The following is a 25,526-nucleotide window of genomic DNA, read 5'->3' on the forward strand; positions in this document are numbered from 1 at the left end:
ATCCGCGTCATATAGTCGAAGGGCCGGTGGGTTTGTCAGTGACGTGGAGGTATCGATGCGGTCGACGCTCGTGGAATACCCGTGTTCGACTCAGCTCCTCGCCGACGCCCGCGTCACCCGTGCGGGTGACGGGGTGCTTCGGTACAGCCAACTCGACCCTTCGCTGTCCGAACTCCTCGATATCGCCGTTCATCGATTTTCCTCCCGCATTGCGGTCGAGGAGGTCGACGGCGAGCAGGTCACCTTCGCGGAACTGTGGGCCGAGGCGTCGAGGGTCGCAGGCGGGCTGAAGTCACGCGGTGTCGAGATCGGCGACCGCGTGGCAATTCGTGTGGCCGCGGGGGTGCGGTGGATGGAGGCGTGCCTCGGAGTCATCCTCGCCGGAGGTGTTCCGGTCTCCGTGGGTGTTCATCTGAGTGACGACGCGGCGGACTTCGTCATCGCGGACAGCGGCTCGGTGTTGGTGCTCGACGGGGAACTCCCACACGGTGTTCCGTTCATCGACGACGGTGCGGCTCCTGACGAGATGGCGATCCTCGCGTACACCGCCGATTCTTCGGGCGAGATGCTGGGCGTCGAGTTGAGCAACGAGAACGTGCTCTCGGCCATCGTCGGTATCCTGCACTCGCGCGACTACGGCGTCGAAGGTGTTCGGAATCTTCTGGTGGACAACGATTTCAAGTCCGTGCGTCAGTTCGTGCATGTGCTTGCGACGCTGGTGGTCGGTGGAACGGTGGTCCTCGCCGGCGACTTCTGGCGCGAGAGTGTGCATACCGTCGACATCGTGACCGGGCGGCCCGAGGACTTGCTCGAACCGCGGTTGCTCACGCTCGGGCCGGCGGCGCGTGCCGGTTCGAGGTCGGTGCAGTGGATCGACTGCAGCGGATCGCCGATCACCGCGGAACAGGAATCCAAGCTGCTGACGTTGTTCCCGGCCGCTCGGCATGTGATCGGCTGGGGCAAAACCGAAACTTGTGGGGCCGGTCTCATTCTGCCGAGCGAGTCGGCACCGACTCACCTCGGAAGCGTCGGAATCGCTTTCGGCGGAATGGAAGTGGCGTTGTACGGCCCGGATGCTCCAGGTGGTTTCGGTGAGTTGCTGTGCCGCGGACCGAGTGTCACGCGCCGGTATTGGAACTCGCCGGAAGCGACCTCGACGAGGTTCACCCAGGGGTGGTTCTGCACTCACGACACCGCGCAGATCGACCCCGATGGCTTCGTCCGTATTGTCGAGCGCAACGTCGCGTAGTCACGCGGGCGTGGTCGACAAACGAGAGGGACATCATGGCGGACGAGGTTCTCACCGAGCGGCGCGGGCGGACACTGATCATCACCATCAACCGACCCGAGGCGCGCAACGCCATCAACTCGGCGGTCAGTCACGCGTTGGCCGCTGCGGTCGAAGAGCTGGATGCGGACGACGATCTGTCCTTGGCGGTGCTCACCGGTGCGGGCGGAAACTTCTGTGCGGGTATGGATCTGAAGGCATTCGTGGCCGGCGAGAACGTACTCGTTCCGGGACGCGGTCTCGGATTCACGGAGGGGCCGCCGCGTAAGCCGATCATCTCGGCGGTCGAGGGCTTCGCGTTGGCCGGAGGAACCGAACTGGTGCTTGCCACCGACCTGGTGGTGGCGTCGTCCGAAGCGAAGTTCGGTATCCCGGAGGTCAAGCGAGGACTGGTTGCAGGCGGCGGCGGATTGTTGCGCCTGCCCAAGCGGATTCCGTACCAGAAGGCGTTGGAACTGGCCCTCACCGGTGACAGCTTCACCGCCGAGGAGGCCTACCGGTACGGGTTCGTGAACACGTTGACCGAACCGGGCAAGGCGCTCGAGGGCGCACTCGAGCTGGCTGATCGAATCACGCGCAACGGACCGCTCGCGGTTGCGGTCACCAAGGAGATCATCGTCAAAGCCGGCGGTTGGTCCGACGACGAAGCTTTCGCGAAGCAGTTGCAGGTGATGGCGCCGGTGTTCGCATCCGAAGACGCACGCGAGGGCGCAACGGCGTTCGCCGAGAAGCGCGCCCCGGTCTGGAAGGGGCGGTAAACCGAGATGGCCACACCCGTCGCAGAACTGCACATGCACATCGAGGGTTCGCTCGAGCCCGAACAGATCTACCGGCTTGCCGAGCGCAATCGAATGGATTTGCCGTACAAGGACATCGACGATCTGAAGTCGAGGTACGAGTTCACCGACCTGCAATCGTTCCTCGATCTCTACTTCGCCAACATGGCCGTCCTGCGCACCGCGGAGGATTTTGCCGACCTGACGCGGGCGTATTTCCGTCGGGCCGCAGCGGCCGGAGTCGCGCATGCCGAGTTCTTCTTCAATCCGCAGGCTCACGTGGTCCGGGGTGTTCCGCTGACCGAGGTCCTGGACGGGATCATGGACGCGGTGGCATCGAGTGAGCGCGAGTTCGGGCTCAGCAGTGCGGCAATCGCCGCCATCCTCCGTGATCAGCCCGTCAAGGACGCCGAAGAGATCTTCTCCGAAATCATTCGCTTGCAGGCGCCGATCGTCGGGCTCGGACTCGACTCCGCCGAGGTCGGCAACCCGCCTTCACTGTTCGAGGACGTGTTCGCACGTGCGCGCGCCGAGGGCTTGCACGTCGTTGCTCACGCCGGCGAGGAGGGACCGCCCGAATACATTTGGCAAGCACTCGACATCCTCGGCGCCGAGCGGATCGACCACGGCGTCCGGGCACTCGAGGATCCTGCCCTGATCGAGCGTCTGGTCGACGAGGAGATTCCACTGACGGTCTGCCCACTGTCGAACGTTCGTCTGCGCGTGTTCGATTCGCTGTCGGATCATCCGCTTCGATCGATGCTCGAGATGGGGTTGATCGTCACGGTCAACTCCGACGACCCGGCCTACTTCGGGGGATACGTCGACGACAATTTCACCGAACTCGGCCGAGCCCTGGGGCTGACCGAGGCCGAGCGAGACACCCTCGCCCGGAATTCGATCAAAGCCTCGTTTGCGAGCGACGCGCGAAAAGCGGAACTGCTGCGGCGCTGACCGTCAGTCGCCCAGTACCTGACGCAAGTACTCGTTGTCGAAGACACGATTCGCGTCGTACTTGTCTCGAACGGCGACAAAATCGTCGAGTCGGTCGTACGTGGGACGCAGGTCGTCGACGGTCCGGTTGTGCATTTTTCCCCAGTGCGGCCGGCCGTCGACGGCGCGCGCGATGGCTTCCACCGCGGCGAAGTATTCGGTTTCGGGTCGGCGGTGGTACTGATGAACCGCGATGTAAGCGGTATCGCGTCCGTGCGCGGTCGAGAGCCAGAGGTCGTCGGCAGCGGCAAAACGTACCTCGACGGGGAACGCGACGTTGGTTCCGGACTTCTTCATCCAGCGATCGATTTCGTGGAGTGTCTCGGTGACGTGTTCGCGGGGAATCGCGTATTCCATTTCCTTGAACTTCACCCGGCGCGAAGACGCGAATACTCGATAGCTGCGATCGGTGAACTCTCGGGCACCGAGCAATCGAGATGAGACGTTGTTGATTCTCGGGATCGCGGCCGGCGCCAGGGTGGCGACGCGATTGACACCTTCGAAGAGTGTGTTGGAGAGAAGTTCGTCGTCGACGAATGCGCGGACTTTGCCGACAGGATCGGGTTCGGTGTCTCCGGGCAGTCGCGTGTTGCTCTTGGTGAGGACACGGTCGGTGTGCGGAAACCAGTAGAACTCGAAGTGATCCAGGCCCAGGCGGTCGCTCTCCAGGGTGTCCAATATGTGAGACAGCGTGTCGGGTTCCTCGATTGCACGGAGTGTGAATCGCGGAACGCAGGCGAGAGTGATCTTCGAAATGATGCCGATTGCGCCCAATCCGAGGCGGCCCGCTTCGAACAATTCGACGTTTTCGTCGGCGCTTGCGGTAACGACGGATCCGTCGGCGAGAACGATCTCGATTCCGCGGATCTGCGTGGCGATACCGCCGAAGCGGGCGCCGGTTCCGTGTGTGCCGGTGGACGTCGCGCCGGCCAGTGACTGGACGTCGATGTCACCGAGATTGGCCATGGCATATCCGCGCTGCCACAGGGCGTCGTTGAGGGCGTGAAGGCGAGTGCCTGCAAAAACTGTCACCAGCGCGCCGTCGTCGGTTGGCGTGATCGAATCGATTCCGCTCAGATTGTCCAGGCTGACGAGGACACCGTCGGTGACCGCGACACCGGTGAACGAATGGCCGGCGCCGACCGCTTTCACGCGTTGGCCACGCGCCGCGGCCTCGGCGACCAAAGACGAAAGTTCACGGGTATTTGTCGGCGTCGCAAAGCGACGCGGCGCGGCGCTTTGAGTGCCCGCCCAGTTCTGCCAAGTGTCCGAAGCCATTACGCAATAATGTACTTGGACGGTCGTCCAGGCAAGTATTGCGCGAAGATTTTGTCATTTGCGTTCTACGATCATTGGATGCTGAACAGGCTCCCGGCGGACGAACGCCGCACACAATTGGTCGAGTCCGCGTTGTCTATTGCGGAACAACGCGGTGTCAGTTCTGTGACGGTGAGGGCGGTGGCAGAAGAGGCCGGAGTATCACTCGGCGTCGTTCATTACTGCTTCGAGAGCAAGGAAGCGCTGATCGCGGCGATGGGTGAAACGCTCATCCTGCAGCTCAGTGCGTCGATGCAGTACGCATTCGCGCAGGTGCGACACGCTCCGGATCTCAGTGGTGTGCAGGGGCTCAAGGAATTGCTGCATATCGGGTTGACGGGAATGTGGCCCACGATCGAAGCAACGCCGGACCGGCAGTTGTTGACCTACGAAATCACCGCGCAGGCCCTCCGTAGTCGCAATCTCGGAGCTGAACGTGCCGGGGCCGTCGCACACGACCAGTACCGAATCATGGACGAGCTCGCGGTGTCGTTCCTCGAAGAATGCGCGAAGATTTCCGGCACCGTGTGGACCGAGCCGTTGAGTTCGATTGCGCGACTGAGTCTTGCGCTCATCGACGGGCTCGTCCTGCGATGGCTGGTCGATCGCGACTCCGACGCGACAATTGCGGAGTTCGGAGAAATGGTTCAGGTAATCGCCAACAAAGCAGTGGTCGCGCCTCAGTAGAACCGCCATCCTGGACATACGTCCAGGATTGGTGATTGACTGGTCGCACGCCTCGACGATTGGATCATCTGTGACCAGGACCCTCGATCGACTCACTGCTGCCACGCGAGAACTCGACCCGCCTCTGGCTGCTCTGGATCTGACCACACTGCGCAGTAACGCAGCCGACCTGGTGCGCCGCGCCGGTGGAACTCCAGTGCGAGTGGCGAGCAAATCGGTCCGTTGTCGTACGGTTCTGGCCGAAACTCTCGGCGACACACTGACCGCGTCCGGTGGATTCCGCGGAATCATGGCGTACTCATTGCGTGAGGCTCTGTGGCTCGTCGGGCTCGGCGCACGGGACATCCTGATGGGATACCCGACCGCCGATCGCGGCGCCATCGCGGATCTCGCTGCCGATGACACCGCACTCGCATCGATCACACTGATGATCGACGACGACGCACAGTTGGATCTCATTCGTTCGGCGTCGACAGGAGATGCGCCCGTCCGGGTGTGTCTCGACGTCGACGCGTCACTGCGGATCGGCCCGATCCATCTGGGCGTACGACGCTCACCGCTGCGCGAACCTGCCGCGGTCGCCGCACTCGCGGCGCGTGCTCGCCAGCGCGGTTTCTCCGTCGCAGGAGTGATGTTCTACGAGGCGCAGATCGCCGGCCTCCCGGACACCAGTGCTCCGATCGGTTGGGTCAAGAAGGCGTCCGCCCGAGAATTGGCGTCCAGAAGGGGCTCAGTGGTTGCAGCAGTCACCGATGCCGTGGGTGCACTCGAGATCGTCAACAGCGGCGGTACGGGGTCACTGGAGGTCAGCTCGGCCGATCCTGTGGTGACCGAGGTAACAGCAGGATCTGGACTGTACGTACCGACCCTGTTCGACCGCTACCGCGCCTTCCGTCCCGATCCGGCACTGTTCTTCGCGCTGTCGGCAGTGCGCAAGCCGACCCCGTCTGTCACGACCCTGTTCGGCGGCGGATACATCGCGTCGGGACCTGCGGGAGCCACCCGCGTTCCGTCGCCGGTCTGGCCCTCCGGTCTCAAACTGCTCCGCAACGAAGGCGCAGGCGAGGTTCAGACGCCGGTCACCGGAAAGGAAGCCGGAAACATCGCGATCGGCGACCGCGTGTGGTTCCGGCACGCCAAAGCCGGCGAGTTGTGCGAGCGCTTCGACCGCGTGTACGTGGTCGAAGCCGACGGCAGCAGAACCTCGGTTCCCACCTACCGTGGCGAAGGACAGTGCTTCGGGTAGGGCAGTGCTTCGGGTAGGGCAGTGCTTCGGGTAGGGCAGTGCTTCGGGTAGGGCAGGCATCGCCTAGCTCGTCAACCTCATGAACGCGCCCAGTTCCACCAATCCAGCGGGCGTGCTCGGCATGTACTGCGTCAATGCGTGCGATCGAACGATGATCGCGCACCACTTGCCGCGGGAGACGGCGACGTTGAGGCGATTTCGCGACAGCAGGAACGACATTCCTCGCGGAACGTCCTCGACGGCGGAGGCGGCCATCGACACGATTGCCACAGCGGCCTCGCGGCCCTGGAACTTGTCGACGGTACCGACCTCGACCTCCGTGAGACCGGCCTCGGTGAGATCGCGCTCGACGGTGCCGACCTGGGCGTTGTACGCCGCGACCACGAGGATGTCCGACTGCTCGAGGGGGCGGGTGCCCTCGAACTCGCTCGGGTCGGTCCATGGCGTACCGAGGAGGCTCTGGATCTGGCGAACGATCTCCTGGGACTCTTCCGGGGAGTACGTGGAATTGCCGCGGTGATCGACGAACACCGTGTGTACTCCAGCAGCGAGTCCGTCGAGTTTCCTTGCCGCACTCACGGTTTCCTGGGAATGCAGCTTGCCCTCGTACGACAGTGCGGACACGGGCGCACACAGATCGGGGTGCATCCGCCACGTTTTCTCGAGGAAGTAGCCGAGTTCGGGTGGCAGTGCGCCGTGTCCCTCGGCGAGCCAACCGAGTGCCGATTCGTCGACAGGTTCGGGGTGCGTACCTTGGCTGACCTGGGGTAGCTGCTGGGGATCGCCCAGTAGCAACAGGTTGCGCGCGGAAATCGCGACGGCAATGGTGTTGGCGAGCGCGAACTGGCCGGCCTCGTCCACCACGAGCAGGTCCAAACTGCCTGCCGGAACGCGATCGGTGTTCGCGAAGTCCCACGCAGTGCCGCCGATGACACAGCCGACGCCTTCGGCTTCGGCGATGAATCCCGCATATTCTTCGGATGCGATGTCCTGCCATTCTGCGGTCTTGCTGCGGCTGCCCTTCTTCGCGACCAGTGCAGGGTCCACGCCGGCCTTCAGAATGCCGCCGAGCATGTTCTCGACCACCGAATGTGATTGCGCCACCACTCCGATTCGCCAGTGATGCTTTTCGATCAGTGTCTTGACGACACGGGCGCCCGTGTAGGTCTTGCCCGTACCGGGGGGACCCTGTACTGCCACGTAGGAATCATCGAGGTCGAGAAGTGCGGCGGTGATGGCGTCCGCGTAGTTGTTGTCGGTTCCGACGGGCGGGAGCGGTGAACCCGAGAGCGTCCTCGGGGTGCTGCGCCGGAGAATGTCGACCGCTGCGATGCGTGGCAGCTCGGGCAGGCTCTCGCTGGCGCCGGACGCGGCAGCGGCGATCGACTTCTCCATGCGTCCGGTGGGAATCGGACGACCGGGTGCCAATGCGACGGGGGCGTCGAGGTATTCGTCACCGCTGAGCAGTTCTTCGACGGTGACCACGTCGAGTCCTTCGGACTTGACCACGGCGGTGACCTTGACGCTGCTGGTGCCGCGCTGGGTGGGGTTCTCGCTTGCAACGGCATCGGGGGAGGGGGTTGCGTAGAGAGCGAACAGATCACTGCCCGGGCTCAAAGACGTTCCGGTGCCGAAACTTCCGGTCAGCTGAATGTGGCGACGAAACTTCTTCTGCCGCGGGGTGCTCTTGTGCCAGTCCGCTTCGATCTCGGACTGATCTACCACCATGACGTCACGGACGTCGACGAGGTCTTCGATCGGAGTGACCAATCGGTCGAAGTGCGCCCACCAGTACGGCTTCCGTTCGCGATTGTGGTATCCCACTGCAGCGGCCAGGAGCGCCGCAGCCTGCTGATCGGGGGTGCGTGTCGAACCGGCCTTGTGGCCTGCGAAGTCGCGGAGCGCGATTTCCGATTCGGTGAGTTCCTCGAGTGGAATCTTGATCTGTCCGGTGGGCTCACGCAGTTCCACGCCGTGTTCTGCGGCGCGCTCGGCGAGCCAATCGCGCAGGCGCAGGGTGGATTCGCAGTCGTACTCGTTGTAGTCGGAGATACCCTGAAGAAGTTCCCTGGCCTGGTCGGCCTGTCCGCCGTCTCGCAGTTCGCAGTAGTCGGCATAAGCGACGACCGAAGCGGCGGCATTGGTGACGTCACCGTCGCGGCCGTGCTCACCCATGTAGAGCGGCTCGAGTTTCTTGATGCTGTACGAGCGTTGTCCGATCCGCAGGCAGGCGCGGACTATCGGATAGAGGTCCACGAGGACGTTCTCGCTGAGCAGCGTGTCCACTGTTTGCTCGCCGACGCCGTGACGTGCGGCCAAGCGCAACAGGGCCGATTTCTCGTACGCGGCGTAGTGATAGATGTGCATGCCGGGGTGAGCTTCTCGGCGCGCGGTGACGTAGTCGAGAAAGTCGAGGAGCGCCTGGCGTTCACCCTCGCGATCGTGTGCCCAGAAGGGTTTGAACACGTAGTCGTCTGCCGGGCCTTCGACCACGCCGAACAGGTACTCCAGCCCCCAATCGGTGGATCCGTCCTCGGCCCAGAGTGGGTCCCCCTCGAAGTCGAAGAAGATATCGCCGTCGTCGGGGACGGGCAGACCGCCGAGCGCCGAGGGTTCGTAGACCTCGAATTCGGCGTCGCCGGATTGTTCCTGGCGTAGTTGAACCGCAGCCTGTGCACGGAGTTTGTCGAGTGTTTCCCGGCGGATTCCTTCGACTGGTCCAGTGCTCACGGCGAGTCCGTCGATTGTCGTGATTCCCGAGACGATCAGTTGTTCGCGCTGGTTGCCGCGGACGCCCGCAACCAGCAGCAGATCGCGATGGTTCTCGACCTCGACGCTGCAGGTGTCGCAGCGGCCGCAGCGCAGGTATCGATCGTCGAGCCACTGGGTGGGTTTTCCCTCGGCGCGATGCTCGTCGAGGACTCGTTCAAGTTCGGCTCTGCGCGCCGCGAAAACCGGTGCGATGTCGCCGATGTCGTGTGACGACGTGCTGCCGTCGCCGAGAAGCAGATGAACCTGATCGGAGGCTGCGATTGCATTGCGCTCCAATGCGTCCGCGTACGCGGCGAGTTGGAGGAGCGCCGACACCTTGGCATGCCGGGAGAGTTTGCTGTCGTAGACCGCGTACGTGTCGCCCTCGCGGACGAGGAAGTCGCAGAAGCCGAGGAATCGGCCGTCGAAGAAGGTTCCCTGATAGATCACGGGAGCGCCGGATCGGGCCGCCTCGACGGTGGCCAGGGTGGCGGCTGTCAGGCCTGCGCGCGAGTGTTCCGGTCGCGGCATGACGACCACGCCGTCTCCGTGTTGATCGATGAACTTCTGAAGCTGTTCGCGCTCGTGGGAGTCGCCGAGGCTCGACGTCCGCTCGAGCATCGGATCCGCCTCGGCCTTCTCGGCTGAGATCAGACCGGTACGGGCGTCGAGTTGCCGCAACAGCGCGAACTCGCACGAGGCCGCGGCCGAGAGGTCACTGGCGCTGTAGACGATCTGATCATCGAGTAGGAACACACGGAGATTGTGCCATCGCTCACCGACAAGGCAACCCACCAGTAATCGCCCACGCGCCGCGGATACCGGCAACGGAGTGCAGAATGACGATCATGCCTTTCTTCGACGGACGAACCGGTCAAGTGCACTTTCGGCATTGGCCGGCGGCAGGGGGTGCGGCGCCAACGGTGTCATTGATCTTTCTGCACGGTCTCGGTCAGCACAGCGGGCAGTATCACCGCTTCGCGAGCGCCATGACGGTGTCGGGGATCGACGTGTGGGCGATCGATCACACCGGACACGGCTTGTCGGAGGGTGATCCGGGGGTCGGAGCTCCGCTCTCCGATCTTGCTGCCGATGCAGCCACGCTGGCTGACATCGCTTTGGCCGAACTGCCCGAAGTTCCGCAGGCGGTGATGGGGCATTCGTTAGGTGCCGTGACGGCGCTGACGGTGCTGGCTCACCGCGATCACGAGTTCGCGTCCGCCGTGTTGTGCGGCATTCCGCGCAGCGCGGTGGAGCAACACGGGTGGGCGGAACTCTCCGAAGCTGGTATCCCAGTCCTGGTCGTTCACGGCACCGACGACCGGATCGCCCCGGTCGATCCCGTCCGAGACTGGGCGCGGACGCTGCGCAACGTCGAAATGCGCGAGTTCGAGGACGCCGGTCACGACCTGCTGCACGAGAAGGTTCACGCCAGTGTCACCAACGTCAGCCGTGAATTCCTTCTCGCGCATTCCAGGTAGTCCTCTCAGGAGAGCGCGTCGAGCACCTCTTTCGACGTGACGGGATGCGAGAACATCGGGTAGTCGTAGGTGATCGCGTTCTCGTGCTCGGCGACCGACGTTCCGGCCACACAATCGGTGAGTGTGATGACCCGGTAGCCGTTCTCGTATCCGGTGCGCATGGTTGATTCGACGCAGCAGTTGGTCAGGAAGCCGCCGAGAAGGATCGTGCGAATTCCTTTGCTGCGCAGAATGAAATCGAGGTTGGTGCTGGCAAATGTGTCGAGTCCGCGCTTGCCCTCGATGACGATGTCGCCGTCCTTCGGGGTGAGGTCGTCGACGATCGCGGCTCCCCACGAACCCTTCACGAAAGCCTTGCCGTCGACGACGCCCTTGAGGATTCCGTAAGGATGCGAGGTGATTTCGTTGTACCCCTCGGCGAAGGTGATCGGTGCGTGCATCACGGTGACACCCGCCGCGCGCGCCGCATCGACCAGCGTGGCGGTGTTCGCGAGGAGTCCGTTCGATTCCATGACCGGTGCGACGGCCTCGTGGAGGACACCGCCTTCGGTGGTGAAGTCGTTCTGGTACTCGATGAGCACGACGGCGGTGGTTGCGGGATCCAGTTCGAGCTTGTCGGTCATGGTCGGCACCTTCTCTGTTGTGGTCCGGGTCACGAATCTTCTCAATTAAACAGTTTGTCAGACAAGCAGGCAAGGGGTGGTAGCGTCGCGGCATGGATACGACTCCGTTGTCGCGCATGCCGCTCAGCCTTGCCGTGTCGGGAAGAATCCGCGCTGCCATTCTCGACGGCTCGCTTCCCGTCGGGGAGGCATTGCCGACCGAACAGGAACTCGCGCAGACGTTCTCGGTGGGTCGATCGACGGTGCGCGAGGCACTTCGCGTGCTGCAAGCGCAGGGATTGTTGACCGGGGCGGACACTACTTCGACTGCCAGGCCTCGGGTGACGCACGAGCATACGGCCGATTCTGCGGCCACCGCTCTCAGTACGGCGTTGCAGGTGGGGGCAGTTCCGCTCGGCGATCTTGTCGAATTGCGGGTGCTGCTCGAAGCCGCAGCGTTGCGCACACTCGTAGCCGTGCCAGGCGACGCCCGGGTTGCGATCGAGCGGATGCGAGTCGCGACGCGTGCCGACGACTCGGTCGCCTTCCACGACGCAGACGTCGACTTTCACGTCGCGCTCGCCGGAGCAGGCGGGAACAAGGCATTCGGGTTGGTCATGACGGTTCTCCGCGACAGCATTGCCGGCTACCTGCTGAGCGAACTCGACTCGCGCGAGAACTCGGCAGCCACGCTGGGCGCACTGCTGGCAGAACACGAGGGCATCGCCGACGCGATCGAGCGCGGCGCAGCCGACGAGGCTGCCGATCTGGTCGAGCGCCATGTGCGCGGATTCTACGAAGGACGAACGGAATGACCACGAGTATCGACCTGTTGGGTGAACGCTTGCAGAAAGCGCTGGGGGACAGGGCAACAACCGACCCCGACCGCATGGGCGCGTACGTCCGCGATCAATCGCTGCTCACCGCGGCCGGAAGTCCCGCTGCGTTGGTCAAGGCGAAGACTGTCGACGACGTCGTCGCGGTCATGACCGTGGCCCATGAACTCTCCGTTCCCGTGGTGACACGAGGGGCGGGTACCGGGTTGGCCGGCGCCGCCAACGCACTCGACGGATGCATCGTTCTGAGCGTCGCGGGGATGGATCGCATTCTCGAGATCGATCCCGCTGCACGTACCGCCACGGTGGAGCCCGGAGTGATCAACGGTGACCTGGCGGAAGCGGCTGCACAGCAGGGCCTTTGGTACGTTCCTGATCCGGGAAGCCGGGCCATCTCGAGTATCGGCGGCAATCTGGCGACAAATGCAGGCGGCATCTGTTGCGCCAAGTACGGCGTCACCGGTGATCACGTCGCTGCCCTGACGGCGGTGCTGGCCGACGGGCGTGTGATCCGTACCGGTGCACGGACGCGCAAAAATGTTGCGGGACTGGACCTGACACATCTGCTCGTGGGGTCGGAGGGGACTCTGGCGGTCATCGTCGAAGCCACGATGCGTCTGCGTACAGCGCCGACAGCCGCGACCACCGTCGTCGCTTTCTTCGATTCCGCGGAGTCCGCAATCGATGCCGTCCTCGCCGTGTCGGCAGTGGCCGAACCGTGTCAGCTGGAGTTGATGGACGACGTCACGATCGGCGCGGTCAATCGCCTGACGAAGATGGGGCTGGACGAATCGGCCGGGGCGATGCTGCTCATCCAGTGCGACGGTAGGTCAGCGGCCGCCGAGGCAGCGGACTGTGCCGCGGCGTGCGAAAGCGTCGGGGCGCGAGAAGTTTTCCACACCGACGATCCGGTGGAAGGTGAAGAGTTCACTGCCGCCCGGCGGATGGCGTTGCCCGCTCTCGAGGCGTTGGGAACGGTGCTACTCGACGACGTCGCGGTGCCAGTTCCGGCGTTGCCGTCCATGCTGGGGTGCATCCGCGAGGCAGCTGGGCGTCACGGTGTCACGATCGGAACGTTCGGTCACGCCGCCGACGGAAATCTCCACCCCACCATCGTGTTCGATGCCGCCGACCCCGGAGCGCAGGATCGTGCGCGTCAAGCGTTCGACGACATCGTTGCCGGCGCATTGAATTTGGGCGGAACGATCAGTGGTGAACACGGTATCGGCGTTCTCAAAGCGCCGTACATGGCAGATATGGTCGGCCAGACCGAACGCGAAATGATGCTTGCAGTGAAGGCCGCATTCGATCCGAAGAACATTCTCAATCCCGGACGAGGTATCTGAGCGCCTCGTCCGACCCTCACTCGTCGAGAATTGCGCTACCAGACGAACGTGTTGCTGCACGACGCTTTTCGAGTGACGATATCCGTCATGAAGCTGTTGATGCTCGGAGGAACACGGTTCCTCGGCCGTGCTCTCGTCGACGACGCTCTGGCTCGGGGCTGGGAAGTGACAGTGCTCCATCGGGGGCTCACCGGAGCGCCGCCGTCTACAGCGGAGGTCCTGTTCGCGGATCGCACCGATCAGCGAGCGATGGTTGATGCGCTCGGTGATCGTCGATGGGACCTTGTGGTCGACACGTGGTCGGGTAGCCCCCGAGTGGTGGCTGAAAATGCCCGGATCTTGCGCGGCCGCGTCGACCGGTACGCGTACGTTTCCAGCGTATCGGCCTATCGGTGGGGCTTGCACGTAGACGAGACCTCACCGGTGGTTGCCGCATCTGCGACGTCCGATGACAACACCGATTACGCGTCCGCCAAACGTGGGGCCGAACTCGCTGTCCTGGAATCCTTCCCGGAGGCGCTGCTCGCGAGGGCAGGGTTGATCCTCGGCCCGCACGAGGACATCGGGCGGCTGCCGTGGTGGCTACGGCGCATCGCTACGGGCGGACGTGTCGTGGCCCCGGGAGCGCCGACTCGACCGCTGCAGTACGTCGATGTTCGTGACGTCGCATCGTTTGTCCTGTCCGGACTGGCGGCAAAGATCAGCGGGGCGTACGACGTCATCAGTGCGTCCGGGCACACCACTACCTCCGGGCTCCTCGAGGCGTGCGTGGACGCCACCGGTTCGGACGCGGAACTCGTGTGGATCGACGAGGGTCGACTGGCGGCAGCGGGAGCGCAGCCGTGGACGCAACTTCCGTGTTGGGTTCCACAAGAGGGCGAGTTCGCCGGCTTCCTCGAAGCCGACACCACCAAGGCATCGCGGGCCGGGTTGCAGTGCCGTCCCGTCGAAGAAACCGTGCGAGATACCTGGGAGTGGATGCAGCGGGAAACTGCCCCGACCCAGCGGGAGGATCGTGCTGTGCACGGACTGCCCCCGGAGATCGAAAGAGAACTACTCGCCGCCGAAGAATGAAACGAGTGTGGCCCGGTTCGTATTCGAACCGGGCCACACTCGTGAAAGACGATCGGTCAGGCGTACAGGTCGCTGATCTTGGTCTTGTGAGCTTCGTGAATGATGTTGCGCTTGAGCTTGAGAGTCGGCGTCAATTCACCGGTCTCCTGGGTGAAGTCGACCTCGAGGATCGTGTACTTCTTGATCTGCTCCGGGTTGGAGACCTTCTTGTTGGCGTCGGCAACGGCCGAATCGATCTCGGCGATCAGGTCGGCGTTCTTCACCAGATCGGCGATCGGGGTGCCGGCGGGCAGTCCGTTGCGCTCGACCCAACCGGGCAGGGTTTCCGGATCGAGAGTGATCAGTGCACCGATGAACGGCTGGCCGTCACCGACGACGAGGCACTGGCTGATCAGAGCATGCGCGCGCAGGGAATCCTCGAGGCCGGCCGGTGCGACGTTCTTGCCGCCGGCCGTGACGATGATTTCCTTCTTGCGACCGGTGATGGAGACGTAGCCCTCGTTGTCGATCGATCCGAGATCGCCGGTGTGGAACCAGCCGTCGACGATCGATTCGGCCGTCGCCTTGTCGTTGTGCCAGTAGCCGGCGAAGACGACCGGGCCCTGCAGGAGGAGTTCGCCGTCTTCGGCGATCCGGGCGGCGTGGCCGTTGATCGGCTTGCCGACGGTGCCGACGCGCTGCGCGCTCGAGGTGTTGACGGTGATTGCGGCGCTGGTCTCGGTGAGTCCGTAGCCCTCGTAGATGGGGATGCCGACGCCGCGGAAGTAGTGGCCGAGGCGCGCGCCGAGGGCTGCGCCACCGGAGACTGCACGCTCGCACTCGCCGCCCAGTGCTGCGCGCAACTTCGAGTAGACGAGCTTGTCGAATACCGCATGCTTGAGCTTGAGTGCCAGTCCGGGGCCACCCTTTTCGAGGGATTCGCTGTATTCGATGGCCGTGGCGGCAGCCTTGTCGAAGATGCTGCCCTTACCGCCGTCGACTGCCTTCTGGCGAGCCGAGTTGTACACCTTCTCGAACACGCGAGGCACCGAGAGGATGAAGTTGGGCTTGAAACCGGCGAACTGCTCGAGGAGCGTCGTCAGGTCCGACGTGTGGGCGACGGTGACCTTGGCGTCGAAAGCACCGAAGGAGATCGCACGCGCGAATACGTGGGCGAGCGGCAGAAACATCAGCGTCTTCTTGCCGGGGACCATCGACTCCGGCATGGCCAGGCGGCAGGCGTTGGACTCGGCGTAGAAGTTGGAATGCGTCAGCTGGACGCCCTTGGGGCGTCCCGTGGTTCCGGAGGTGTAGATCAGGGTCGCGGGCGAGGCAGCGGTGACCTGGTGACGACGAGTGTGCAGTTCTTCGTCGGTGATTGCCGAACCGCGACTGGAAAGCTCGTCGATCGCACCCGACTCGATGACGAGAACCTCGCGGAGGGCTTCTGCGCCGTCGGTGACTTCCTTGTGAGTCTCCGCGTGCTTGGCCGTTTCGACGACCAGAAGTGTCGTCGCGGAATCCTCGAGGATCCACTGCGCCTGGTCGGGGGAGGAGGTCTCGTAGATCGCGACGGTGCATCCGCCGGCAGTCCAGATGGCGTAGTCGAGAACGACCCACTCGTAGCGAGTCGCGGACAGGATAGCGACGCGGTCGCCGAGCTCGACACCCGAAGCGATCAGGCCCTTGGCAACTGCGGAGACCTGCTTCGCGAATTCAGCTGCAGTGACGTCGACCCATCCGCCGTTCGACGGCCTCTTGAACGGCACGAATGTGGGGTCTTCTTCGGCGTGACGGAACACGGAGTCGGCCATGGAAACGTTCTCCGGAATTGAGAACGACTGTGGAACTGAGAACTCGCGCACTATTGACCCCTCCAGTGACTACTGACATTTCTGATGTGCATTGCATCACATTAGTCGTCATTTTGCACTGTCGTTACTATTCGGTAGAACTGGTCGGGCGCTGACCTGCAGTTTAGTGTGACCGCCTGTTTACAGGTAATCAGGCGACGTGTTGGAGCGTGCGGCCGTGCACGGACAACCACCGGCGAATTGCGTAGTCCAATCGGTCCGGATCCACTCCGAGTTGCTCTGCAGTAGCTGCGAGGATCTCCGACGTGTCTCCCGGCACCTCGGTGGTGCCGAGTGTTGCGCTGATGAAGGTGTCGGCAGCGGTACCCAGATCGGTGTGTGGAATTCCGGCCAACATCAACAGGTGTGCCCAGGTCACTTCGGAACCGTCTCCGCAGGCGTCCACCCAGGCAAGGTGAACCGCGTCGAGAGCGTGGTCGGAATCAGCGGCCGACAGCAGATCCTCGACGCTGTTGATTCGCAAGTGATGGAGTTTCTCGGCGACCTGTTGGATGTGCCGTGCCTCGATCGGGACGCCCGTTGCCGTGTAGCGGCGCTTGTACGAACCGATCTTGCCTGCCCACTGGTCCGAACTCCCGGCTTCCTCGAAGGTGCGGAGTAGTTCGCGTGCGCCGTCCGTGACGGGTTTGTCTTCGCGGGCTCGCCGGTAGGCGAGGTAGCGATCGACGACGGTCACTTCGCTGTGACCCGACGTGGACTGAACGGATTCGATGATGCACAGGGCGAGGCTCTGTCGATAAGCGTCTGACGCAACCCAGGCGGACGGGTCGCCCAGGCGGTCACGGCACGCGGCTGCGACGGCGTCGACGGTATCGGTCGAGATGGTCACGGTTCCTCCAGAAAGCCGAATTCTTTTTGTTCCATTTGGCCTATCGGCACCGAGGAGCGAAATGTTGCACACATCACAAATTCTCAGAATCCTCTTGGTCTGTGCTCAGGCTGGAGAGGTCTGCACTCAGGCGAGGAAGGTCAGCACTTCGTCGTCGCTGAGTTGATGAAAGTCCTCGAATGCAGCACCGACGCCGCCCAGCAGGGCAGGAACGAAGGGGCAGACGACGCGATCGGCGGAGCATGCGATCACTCTCATGGCTTCGGGGGAGGCGACGGGGACAGCGACGATCACGGAGTCAGCACCCGCGGTGCGCGCGCAGCGACAGGCAACGGCTGCACTCGCACCCGTAGCCATTCCGTCGTCGACGATCACCGCAGTGCGTCCGTGGAGGGAAACCGGGGTCCGTCCCTCGCGCAGGAGACGTGCCCGCCGGTCCAATTCGGTTCGCTCGTCGCGTTCGACGGCGGCGAGTTCACGTTTCGAGACGCGTACCGCTGCGATGACATCGTGATTGAGGACTCGCACGCCGCCCTCACCGATTGCGCCCATCGCCAGTTCCGGGTTGTACGGACTGCCGAGCTTGCGCACCACCACGATGTCCAGCGGAGCGTTCAGTGCCGCAGCCACCTCGGCTGCTACCGGTACTCCGCCGCGTGGGAGTCCGAGAACGACAGGCTTGTCGATACGCAAAGACTCGAGCCGCCCGGCCAGAAATTTGCCGGCGGAAGATCGATCCCGATACTGGGTCACCGCGTTGTCCTCGAGAAGCTCGAACCCCGACCAGTTCGACGCTACTCGCTGCGCGTCACCGCGACGAGACCGTGAACCGCCGCAGGGCGAGAGCGGGGTTCTTCTCCCGGACTTCGGCGATGCGAGCGGCCGACACGGTTGCGGTGGCGACACCGACCTGCTCGCCCAGTGAGCACATCACGACGCCCATCGGGTCGACGATCATGCTGGCACCAGCGCCGCCGCGCGCGCTCTGATCAGCCGCTGCGATGTACATCGTGTTCTCGATGGCCCGGGCGCGTACGAGAGTGGTCCAGTGATCTTCCTTGAGTGGCCCGGGCACCCACTGGGCGGGCAGGAGCAGGATGTCCGCGCCGACGTCGACAATGCGCCGGGTGACTTCCGGAAAGCGCAGGTCGTAGCAGGTCTGGAGGCCGAAGGTCAGGCCGTCGCACCCGAAAGTCTGCGGTTCCGTGATGTCGCCGGCACGGATCACGGCCGACTCCTGGTATCCGAAAGCGTCGTAAAGATGCAGTTTCCGGTAGGTCGCCACCAGTTCGCCGTTCGGGTCCATCGCGACGAGAGTGTTGGAGATTCTGCTCACGTCGTCGATCCGCTCGTTCATTCCCGCGACGAGGAAGATTCCCAACTCTGCGGCGACCGCCGCCAGTGCCGAACCGAATTCGCCGTCAAGGCCCTCTGCGGACTCGATCAGCCGTTCATCCGTCTTCGGTGCGGTGAACATCGAGTATTCCGGCGCCACGACAACTTTCGCGCCCCGTGCTGCTGCATCGGAAGCCAGTGATCGCAGCGATTCGAGGTTGGCTTTCTTGTCCGTCCCCGGGGCGAATTGGGCAATCGCGACAACGGTCTGGGCGGGGGTGGCTGCGGTGGCTTCGGTCATGCTTCCTACGCTAGGCGAAACCCGCTGGGAGGGTGGATCTGTCGTAAATGCACCCCCGGTATGTCGTCGTGTCTATACTCTATCCGCTAAACTGCTGGTCAAATGAGTGATATTGAGCGTGACCCCGAACCCCCAACATTTGCCGACCTCGACATCGATGATCGGGTACTGAAGGCACTGTCAGACGTGGGCTACGAGTCGCCCTCGCCCATTCAGGCTGCCACCATTCCGCCGCTGCTAGAAGGCAAGGACGTCGTCGGTCTCGCACAGACCGGTACCGGCAAGACCGCAGCCTTCGCAGTTCCAGTCCTGTCGCGGATCGACACGTCGATCAAGCAGACCCAGGCGCTGGTGCTTGCTCCCACGCGTGAGCTGGCGCTTCAGGTTGCCGAGGCATTCGGCAAGTACTCCGCGCACATCCCCGGACTCAACGTCCTGCCGATCTACGGTGGCCAGAGCTACGGCGTCCAGCTGTCCGGCCTGCGCCGCGGTGCACACGTCGTCGTCGGTACCCCGGGTCGTGTCATCGACCATCTCGAAAAGGGCACCCTCGACCTGACCAATCTCAAGTACCTCGTTCTCGACGAGGCCGACGAGATGCTCAAGATGGGTTTCCAGGAGGACGTCGAGCGCATCCTCCGCGACACCCCCGGCGACAAGCAGGTCGCCCTGTTCTCCGCGACTATGCCCGGCTCGATTCGCCGGATCTCGAAGCAGTACCTGAACAATCCGGTCGAGATCACCGTCAAGTCCAAGACGTCGACCGCTTCGAACATCACACAGCGCTACATTCAGGTTGCTCACCAGCGCAAGCTCGACGCACTGACCCGAGTCCTCGAGGTCGAGGCATTCGAGGCGATGATCATCTTCGTCCGCACCAAGCAGGCCACCGAAGACCTGGCGGAGAAGCTACGAGCCCGCGGGCACTCGGCCGCCGCGATCAACGGCGACATCGTCCAGGCACAGCGTGAGCGGACCATCGGTCAGCTCAAGAGCGGGGCCCTCGACATCCTCGTCGCCACCGACGTTGCTGCGCGCGGCCTCGACGTGGATCGAATCTCCCACGTCGTCAACTACGACATCCCGCATGACACGGAGTCGTACGTTCACCGCATCGGTCGTACCGGCCGCGCCGGTCGTCAGGGTGACGCGTTGCTGTTCGTGGCACCGCGTGAGCGGCATCTGCTCAAGTCCATCGAGAAGGCGACGCGTCAGCCGCTTGCGGAGATGCAGCTTCCCAGTGTCGACGACGTCAACGCCCAGCGTGTGGCCAAGTTCGGTGACTCCATTACCGAGAGCCTGGCCTCGGAGAATCTCGCGATGTTCCGCAAGATGATCGAGGATTACGACCAGGAACACGACGTTCCGCTCATCGACATCGCTGCCGCTCTGGCACTGCAGTCGCGTGACGGCGAAGCATTCTTGCTTTCTCCCGAGCCGCCGGCACCGCCGCGTCGTGAGCGCGAGCCGCGTGAACCGCGTCCCCCTCGTCGTTTCGACGACGGCCCGGCTCCTCGCTCGCGTGGACCCGAGGGCCAGGAGTTGGCTGCGTACCGCATCGCCGTCGGCAAGCGTCACCGCGTCGTTCCGGGTGCCATCGTCGGTGCCATCGCCAACGAGGGTGGACTCCGTCGAAGCGACTTCGGGCACATCAGCATTCGCCCGGATCACAGCATCGTCGAGCTGCCGGCCGACCTCTCCAACGAGACTCTCGAAGCTCTGCGTCGTACGCGCATCTCCGGCGTCCTGATCCAGTTGCAGCCTGATTTCGGCCCGCCCCAGGGACGTCCGAGTGGCCGTGGCGACCGTGGTGGCCGGGACGATCGCGGTGGACGTGACGACCGCCGCGGTGGCGGACGCGATCGCTACAACGACTGACGTACAGAGCTGAAACAGGCGCTGCCCTCCGTGAGGAGGACAGCGCCTGTTTTTGTCGGCCAGTTCAGCGCGCCGGGCGGTAGTCAGATCGGCGTCGGTGCGAGAGCGTCGTTCTTCCTGGCGTTGGTGTCGAACTGCGTGCGGTACAACTCGGCGTACCGACCACCGCGCGCCAGCAGTTCCTCATGATTTCCGCGCTCGACGATCTGGCCTGCTTCGACGACAAGGATCAGGTCGGCTGAACGGATCGTCGACAAACGGTGAGCGATCACCACTGCAGTCCGCCCGGCGAGTGCTTCGCCGAGTGCTTCCTGAACCGCGGCTTCCGACGTCGAGTCGAGATGCGCGGTGGCCTCGTCCAGGATCACGACGCGAGGCTGGGCCAGGAGCAGTCGCGCGATGGTCAGGCGTTGACGCTCGCCGCCCGAGAGGCGGTATCCGCGCTCACCCACCACGGTCTCCAGTCCGTCGGGCAGCGACGCAACCAGGTCGGTGAGACGTGCTCGCTCCAGCACCTCACGCAGATCTTCTTCTGTGGCATCCGGTCGGGCAAGGAGCAGGTTGGATCGAAGGCTCTCGTGGAACAGATGCCCGTCCTGCGTGACCATGCCGACGGTCTCGCGGATGGAATCGGCACTGAGGTCGCGGACGTCGACGCCGCCCAACTCGACCGATCCGGAGTCGATGTCGTAGAGACGCGGAATCATCTGGGCAACGGTCGACTTTCCGGCACCGGACGTGCCGACCAGGGCGACCATCTGTCCTGCTTCGGTGCGGAACGACAGGTCGTGCAACACGTCCTCGCCGCCGCGAGTGTCGAGGATCGCGACTTCCTCCAGAGAGGCGAGAGACACCTTGTCCGCTGACGGGTACGCGAAAGTGACGTTCTTGAACTCGACCGACACCGGGCCCTGCGGCACCGTGCGTGCATCGGGCTTCTCGGTGATGAGCGGTGCCAGATCGAGAATCTCGAATACCCGCTCGAAGCTGACCAGAGCGCTCATGACGTCCACCCGCGCGCTGGCCAGTGCGGTCAGCGGCGAGTACAGGCGCGTCAACAACAACGCCATCGCAACGACGGCGCCTGCGTCCAACTGTCCGCGCAGCGCGTAGAAGCCGCCGAGCCCGTAGACGAGGGCAAGAGCCAGGGCCGAGACCAGTGTCAGCGCTGTGACGAAGACGGACTGCAGCATTGCGGTCCGGACTCCGATGTTGCGCACACGCCTGGCACGAACCGCGAACTCCGCAGACTCTTGCGACGGGCGACCGAACAGCTTGACCAGAGTCGCTCCGGGAGCGGAGAACCGCTCCGTCATCTGGGTGCTCATGAGCGAATTATGGTTGGCTGCTTCACGATTGAGTGCTGCAAGTTTTGCGCCCATCCGCCGAGCGGGGATGACGAAGATGGGGAGAAGCAACAACGCGAGGACGGTGATCTGCCAGGAGATCCCGAGCATGACGATCAGCGTGATCACCAGGGTGACCAGGTTGCTGACCACTCCGGACAAGGTGTCGCTGAAGGCGCGCTGAGCGCCGATGACGTCGTTGTTGAGCCGGCTGACCAGCGCTCCGGTTCGAGTTCTGGTGAAGAACGCGATGGGCATCTTCTGGACGTGATCGAAGACGGTGGTGCGCAGATGCAGGATCAGATCTTCACCGATGCTGGCCGAAAGCCACCGGGTCAACAGGCCCAGAGCGGCTTCGAGAAGTGCAACCAGTGCGATCAGCGCGGCAAGTTTGACGACTACGTCCACGGCGTCGCCGCCGACTATCGCGTTGACCACGCGCCCGGCCAGGACGGGGGTTGCCACGGCAAGTGCAGCGGTGACGACGCTCAGTACGAGGTACCAGCTGAGGTTACGTTTCTGCGGAACCGCGAACGTCGCGATTCGCTTCAGTGTCGCCTTCGAGAACGGGCGCCGATCTTCTTGCGCGTGCATCGCGTTGTACATCGCGTTCCACGCGGTGACTTCCATACTCATGACTTCGCCCCTCCGGTCGCCGGCCACGAAGAATACGTGGCCGGTACGACACGAAGGTAGAACCTAAACCAAACTTCAGGTCAAGTGTGGCCTCAGCGGGCCACGTCGACCACGACTCGCGGAGGATCGCTGAGCGTCGTCACCGTGAACGGTTGCTTCTCGGTCACCCCGATGAACGACTGGGTGACACCTTCGAAGACGTTGGACCCGTTGACCTCGGTCACGACTCCGCCGACGCCGGGAACCGGGTTGGGGCCGGAGTACTGTTCGACTCCGCTGTCGAAGGGGTAGGCGGAACCGTCGATCAGGACCTGGATCACTGCGGCACCCTTGATGTCCACGGGCTTTCCGCTGCCCTCCTGCGTGGCCGCGTCGACGTACTTCACGCGCCATCCGGGTGTGCCGGTGCCGCCCATCTCGTAGACGACACGATCGAATCCGTCGTGCTCGCCCACGCGGACGTCGACGACGGTGAGCTTGGACTCGGTACCCGCAGCCGACGTCTTGTCCGAGCTGTCCGTCGGGACTGGTTCTGTGGTCGACGCTGCGGCACTCGATGTCGAGGTGACGGCCGAGGTGGCTGCCGTGGGAGTGGTCTCCGTGTCCTGCGAACAGGCAGTCAGGCTCACGCCCACTGCGATGGCAGCGACAGCGGCAAATGATCTCGTCCGGTTCGTTGTCATGACTCGATCGTAGGGCTCGCGTAATCGGGATCCGCGGCGGCGGTGCCCGGAGTTACCTAACCGATATCGCCGTCGACGTAGAGCCACTTGCCGTCTGCTCGCGCAAATCGACTGCGTTCGTGGAGCATTCCCCGATTGCGTCCGAATGCGTAGTGAGCGCGAAATTCCACGATGCCGTCGGAATCGAACAGCCCACCTCGTTCGGTGTCCAGGATCTCCAAGCGGAGCCAATTCTGGTCGGGGTCGAGATCGAGTTCGGTAGGGCGATGGTCGGGATGCCAAGTCCGCGTGAGATATTCGTCGTCCAACAACGCGAATGCGGTGTAGCGCGAACGCATCAGGGTTTCGGCGGTCGGTGCGTGCGCGTCACCGCTGACGTACTTGCCACAGCACTCGGCCAACGTGTTGCCACTGCCGCACGGACACGGATCGTTCGGGCGAGGTCTGGTGGGGCGGCTCGAGGTCACCGCCCCATTACAGCACGGGGTCTCAGACCAACTTGTGTTCGCGGTTCTCCCAGTACGGTTTGCGGAGGTCGCGCTTGAGGATCTTTCCGGTGGGATTGCGTGGAAGGATCTCGACGACGTCGATACTGGTCGGGCACTTGAACTTTGCGAGACGTTCCTGGGTGTAGGTGATCAGTTCGGCTTCGTCGATCTGCGCATCGCCGGTGAGAACCACGACGGCCTTGACGGTTTCACCCCAACGATCGTCTGGCACGCCGATGACCGCGACTTCGGCGATCGCCGGATGCTCGACCAGAACTCGCTCGATCTCGGGGGAGTAGACGTTCTCGCCGCCGGTGATGATCATGTCCTTGAGGCGGTCCTCGATGAACACGAAACCGCCGGAGTCGGCGCGGCCCATGTCGCCGCTCCGCAGCCATCCATCTGCGGTGATCGTTTCGGCTGTCGCCTCGGGCTTACCCAGGTATCCGGGAGTGCACTGCTCTGATCGCCACCAGAGTTCGCCGGTCGTACCGGTAGGCACGTCTTCGAGCGTGACGGGGTCCACCACGCGCATCTCGACGCCGGGGATCGCTGTGCCTGCTGACGCCATGCGCTCGATCTGCGACTCGTCGCGGTGAACGTCCGGCATCAACGCCGTGACGACGCCCGCCATCTCGGTCATGCCGTAGACCTGGACGAATTCGGTGTCCGGCCAGGCTGCGAGTGCCGCACGCAACAGCGGGAGCGGCATGGGTGCGGCGCCGTACGTGATGCGTTTGAATGCCTTGAAGGCGGCGACCGCCTGCTCGCCTGCGGCCAGGACTCCGGCAATGACCGGTGGGACGAGAAAGGCGATGTTGGCTCCGGCGGCCAGACCGGCGAAGATCGACGGGCCGTCCGCTTCTCTGGTGAAGTAGCAGCGTCCGCCGGCGTGAATTCCCATGATGGCGTAGCACGTTCCGCCGACGTGGAACATCGGCATCGCGATCAGGAATCGATGATCCTCGTGGGCCGGCAGGATCTCGAGAACACTGTTGCTGTGCGCGAACAGGTTTCGATGCGTGAGCTGGACGCCTTTGGGTCGACCGGTCGTTCCGGAACTGTAGAGAACCAGTGCGGTGGCATCGGGGCTCACCTCGGGTCGGGAGCTCAGCGGGGCGACCTCGTCGATCCAGGGTTCGAATTCGTCGTGTTCACCGCCGACGGCGAAGATCGATTCGACGGCCGTCAGGCGGTCTCGCATGGAGACGATCTGGGGGAGTAGTTCGCTGCCGACGAACAGGATGCGAGCGCCACAGTCCGCGAGTACGTAATCCAGCTCTTCGCTCGAAAGTCGCCAGTTGGGAACGACATTCGCGGCGCCGAGCAGTGAGGCGGCGTAGGTGACTTCGAGGCAGGACAGATGGTTCTTGTCGACGAAGGCGACAGTATCGCCGGCGCGGATCCCGGATTCGGCGAGTGCTGCGGCGATCTTCAAGATGCGTTCCCGCCATTGGGCCCACGTGTATTCGGTTCCTTGGAAGGTCATCGCTGCTTGATCAGGCTTGACCGTCGCCCAGTGCTCTAGCCGATCGAAAATGATTCCAGCGGTGGCGTCGGACATTCGGCCGCCTCTCTCGTGTGATTGGTGTCACAAGGTTAGTGTGCGTCCGCCGTTCGTATCGCTGTTTCTCTCCAATGCACACCAGTGCGCACCAGTCGGAGAGCCGTGATCTCCCAGACCCTGATCGGCTCTGCCACGGATATCAGGGTGGTCCCCGATGGCGGGGGCGCCCGCCACCCGACAGGATGGAACCAACCATTGCGGGCGTCCGTGTTT

General features: G+C 63.6%; 21 protein-coding genes. 10 read left to right on the plus strand and 11 right to left on the minus strand.

Features of this window, described 5'->3' with window-relative positions; genetic code table 11:
• Nucleotides 1-55: 55 nt before the first annotated feature.
• From ABWI03_RS07375 to ABWI03_RS07385, 3 genes are read left to right on the plus strand one after another with little or no spacing between them, the layout of a single operon-like run.
• The gene (locus ABWI03_RS07375) at nucleotides 56-1,249 is read left to right on the plus strand and encodes a class I adenylate-forming enzyme family protein (RefSeq protein WP_095972917.1); all 1,194 of its coding nucleotides are present in this window, start codon (nucleotides 56-58) and stop codon (nucleotides 1,247-1,249) included.
• Nucleotides 1,250-1,284: 35 nt separating this feature from the next.
• Entirely contained in the window at nucleotides 1,285-2,046 is a 762-nt protein-coding gene (locus tag ABWI03_RS07380) for a crotonase/enoyl-CoA hydratase family protein (protein WP_003945127.1), read from the plus strand.
• Nucleotides 2,047-2,052: 6 nt separating this feature from the next.
• Nucleotides 2,053-3,018 (plus strand): adenosine deaminase, encoded by a 966-nt coding sequence (locus ABWI03_RS07385; RefSeq protein ID WP_019749316.1) that lies wholly within the window; start codon nucleotides 2,053-2,055, stop codon nucleotides 3,016-3,018.
• Between the two features lie 3 nt (nucleotides 3,019-3,021).
• Here ABWI03_RS07385 and ABWI03_RS07390 read toward each other — a convergent pair whose 3' ends face one another.
• Nucleotides 3,022-4,335: a D-arabinono-1,4-lactone oxidase gene (locus tag ABWI03_RS07390; RefSeq protein ID WP_019749315.1), complete on the minus strand. Its 1,314-nt coding sequence runs from the start codon at nucleotides 4,333-4,335 to the stop codon at nucleotides 3,022-3,024.
• A gap of 78 nt (nucleotides 4,336-4,413) precedes the next feature.
• On the opposite strand from ABWI03_RS07390, the gene ABWI03_RS07395 reads away from it, so the two are divergent.
• Both ABWI03_RS07395 and ABWI03_RS07400 read left to right on the plus strand, forming a co-directional pair.
• On the plus strand, nucleotides 4,414-5,061 hold the full coding sequence (locus tag ABWI03_RS07395; protein WP_166813211.1) for a TetR/AcrR family transcriptional regulator: 648 nt from the start codon (nucleotides 4,414-4,416) through the stop codon (nucleotides 5,059-5,061).
• 70 nt (nucleotides 5,062-5,131) lie between these two features.
• A complete protein-coding gene (locus ABWI03_RS07400) occupies nucleotides 5,132-6,307 on the plus strand; it encodes an amino acid deaminase/aldolase (protein ID WP_298775319.1) in 1,176 nt (391 codons plus the stop codon).
• A 63-nt stretch (nucleotides 6,308-6,370) separates the two neighbouring features.
• Here ABWI03_RS07400 and ABWI03_RS07405 read toward each other — a convergent pair whose 3' ends face one another.
• On the minus strand, nucleotides 6,371-9,814 hold the full coding sequence (locus ABWI03_RS07405) for a TM0106 family RecB-like putative nuclease (protein ID WP_298775322.1): 3,444 nt from the start codon (nucleotides 9,812-9,814) through the stop codon (nucleotides 6,371-6,373).
• An 83-nt stretch (nucleotides 9,815-9,897) separates the two neighbouring features.
• Between ABWI03_RS07405 and ABWI03_RS07410 the strand changes: the two genes are divergently transcribed.
• Nucleotides 9,898-10,539: an alpha/beta hydrolase gene (locus ABWI03_RS07410; RefSeq protein WP_298775324.1), complete on the plus strand. Its 642-nt coding sequence runs from the start codon at nucleotides 9,898-9,900 to the stop codon at nucleotides 10,537-10,539.
• 5 nt (nucleotides 10,540-10,544) lie between these two features.
• Here the strand turns inward: ABWI03_RS07410 and ABWI03_RS07415 are convergent, their stop codons facing one another.
• Nucleotides 10,545-11,162 (minus strand): cysteine hydrolase family protein, encoded by a 618-nt coding sequence (locus ABWI03_RS07415; protein WP_298775327.1) that lies wholly within the window; start codon nucleotides 11,160-11,162, stop codon nucleotides 10,545-10,547.
• Nucleotides 11,163-11,254: 92 nt separating this feature from the next.
• Between ABWI03_RS07415 and ABWI03_RS07420 the strand changes: the two genes are divergently transcribed.
• The 3 genes from ABWI03_RS07420 (at nucleotide 11,255) to ABWI03_RS07430 (ending at nucleotide 14,397) form a co-directional block, all read left to right on the plus strand.
• Nucleotides 11,255-11,956: a FadR/GntR family transcriptional regulator gene (locus ABWI03_RS07420; protein ID WP_095972869.1), complete on the plus strand. Its 702-nt coding sequence runs from the start codon at nucleotides 11,255-11,257 to the stop codon at nucleotides 11,954-11,956.
• Nucleotides 11,953-13,323 (plus strand): FAD-binding oxidoreductase, encoded by a 1,371-nt coding sequence (locus ABWI03_RS07425; protein WP_298775329.1) that lies wholly within the window; start codon nucleotides 11,953-11,955, stop codon nucleotides 13,321-13,323. The genes ABWI03_RS07420 and ABWI03_RS07425 overlap by 4 nt, the downstream gene beginning before the upstream one ends.
• A gap of 87 nt (nucleotides 13,324-13,410) precedes the next feature.
• Nucleotides 13,411-14,397 (plus strand): NAD-dependent epimerase/dehydratase family protein, encoded by a 987-nt coding sequence (locus ABWI03_RS07430; RefSeq protein ID WP_298775331.1) that lies wholly within the window; start codon nucleotides 13,411-13,413, stop codon nucleotides 14,395-14,397.
• 56 nt (nucleotides 14,398-14,453) lie between these two features.
• Here ABWI03_RS07430 and ABWI03_RS07435 read toward each other — a convergent pair whose 3' ends face one another.
• The 4 genes from ABWI03_RS07435 to ABWI03_RS07450 form a co-directional block, all read right to left on the minus strand.
• Entirely contained in the window at nucleotides 14,454-16,241 is a 1,788-nt protein-coding gene (locus ABWI03_RS07435) for an AMP-dependent synthetase/ligase (RefSeq protein ID WP_095972867.1), read from the minus strand.
• A 139-nt stretch (nucleotides 16,242-16,380) separates the two neighbouring features.
• Nucleotides 16,381-17,079: a DUF8548 family protein gene (locus ABWI03_RS07440; RefSeq protein ID WP_095972866.1), complete on the minus strand. Its 699-nt coding sequence runs from the start codon at nucleotides 17,077-17,079 to the stop codon at nucleotides 16,381-16,383.
• 126 nt (nucleotides 17,080-17,205) lie between these two features.
• Nucleotides 17,206-17,832, minus strand: a complete 627-nt coding sequence (locus ABWI03_RS07445; RefSeq protein ID WP_235169839.1) for a phosphoribosyltransferase — start codon at nucleotides 17,830-17,832, stop codon at nucleotides 17,206-17,208.
• A gap of 55 nt (nucleotides 17,833-17,887) precedes the next feature.
• The gene (locus ABWI03_RS07450) at nucleotides 17,888-18,715 is read right to left on the minus strand and encodes a carbon-nitrogen hydrolase family protein (RefSeq protein ID WP_095972865.1); all 828 of its coding nucleotides are present in this window, start codon (nucleotides 18,713-18,715) and stop codon (nucleotides 17,888-17,890) included.
• A gap of 102 nt (nucleotides 18,716-18,817) precedes the next feature.
• Between ABWI03_RS07450 and ABWI03_RS07455 the strand changes: the two genes are divergently transcribed.
• Nucleotides 18,818-20,593, plus strand: coding sequence for a DEAD/DEAH box helicase (locus ABWI03_RS07455; protein ID WP_095972864.1), 1,776 nt, complete (start codon nucleotides 18,818-18,820; stop codon nucleotides 20,591-20,593).
• An 83-nt stretch (nucleotides 20,594-20,676) separates the two neighbouring features.
• Here the strand turns inward: ABWI03_RS07455 and ABWI03_RS07460 are convergent, their stop codons facing one another.
• The 4 genes from ABWI03_RS07460 to ABWI03_RS07475 all read right to left on the minus strand — a co-directional run bounded on the left by ABWI03_RS07460 (nucleotide 20,677) and on the right by ABWI03_RS07475 (nucleotide 25,310).
• Nucleotides 20,677-22,575: an ABC transporter ATP-binding protein gene (locus ABWI03_RS07460; RefSeq protein ID WP_095972863.1), complete on the minus strand. Its 1,899-nt coding sequence runs from the start codon at nucleotides 22,573-22,575 to the stop codon at nucleotides 20,677-20,679.
• A 92-nt stretch (nucleotides 22,576-22,667) separates the two neighbouring features.
• A complete protein-coding gene (locus ABWI03_RS07465; RefSeq protein WP_298775340.1) occupies nucleotides 22,668-23,258 on the minus strand; it encodes an AMIN-like domain-containing (lipo)protein in 591 nt (196 codons plus the stop codon).
• A 56-nt stretch (nucleotides 23,259-23,314) separates the two neighbouring features.
• A complete protein-coding gene (locus ABWI03_RS07470) occupies nucleotides 23,315-23,725 on the minus strand; it encodes a YchJ family protein (protein ID WP_298775342.1) in 411 nt (136 codons plus the stop codon).
• Between the two features lie 22 nt (nucleotides 23,726-23,747).
• The gene (locus ABWI03_RS07475; RefSeq protein WP_298775345.1) at nucleotides 23,748-25,310 is read right to left on the minus strand and encodes a long-chain-fatty-acid--CoA ligase; all 1,563 of its coding nucleotides are present in this window, start codon (nucleotides 25,308-25,310) and stop codon (nucleotides 23,748-23,750) included.
• Between the last annotated feature and the right edge of the window lie 216 nt (nucleotides 25,311-25,526).

The organism is Rhodococcus baikonurensis (genome assembly GCF_040489275.1).
In the GTDB taxonomy this organism is placed as follows: Bacteria; Actinomycetota; Actinomycetes; order Mycobacteriales; family Mycobacteriaceae; genus Rhodococcus_F; species Rhodococcus_F baikonurensis.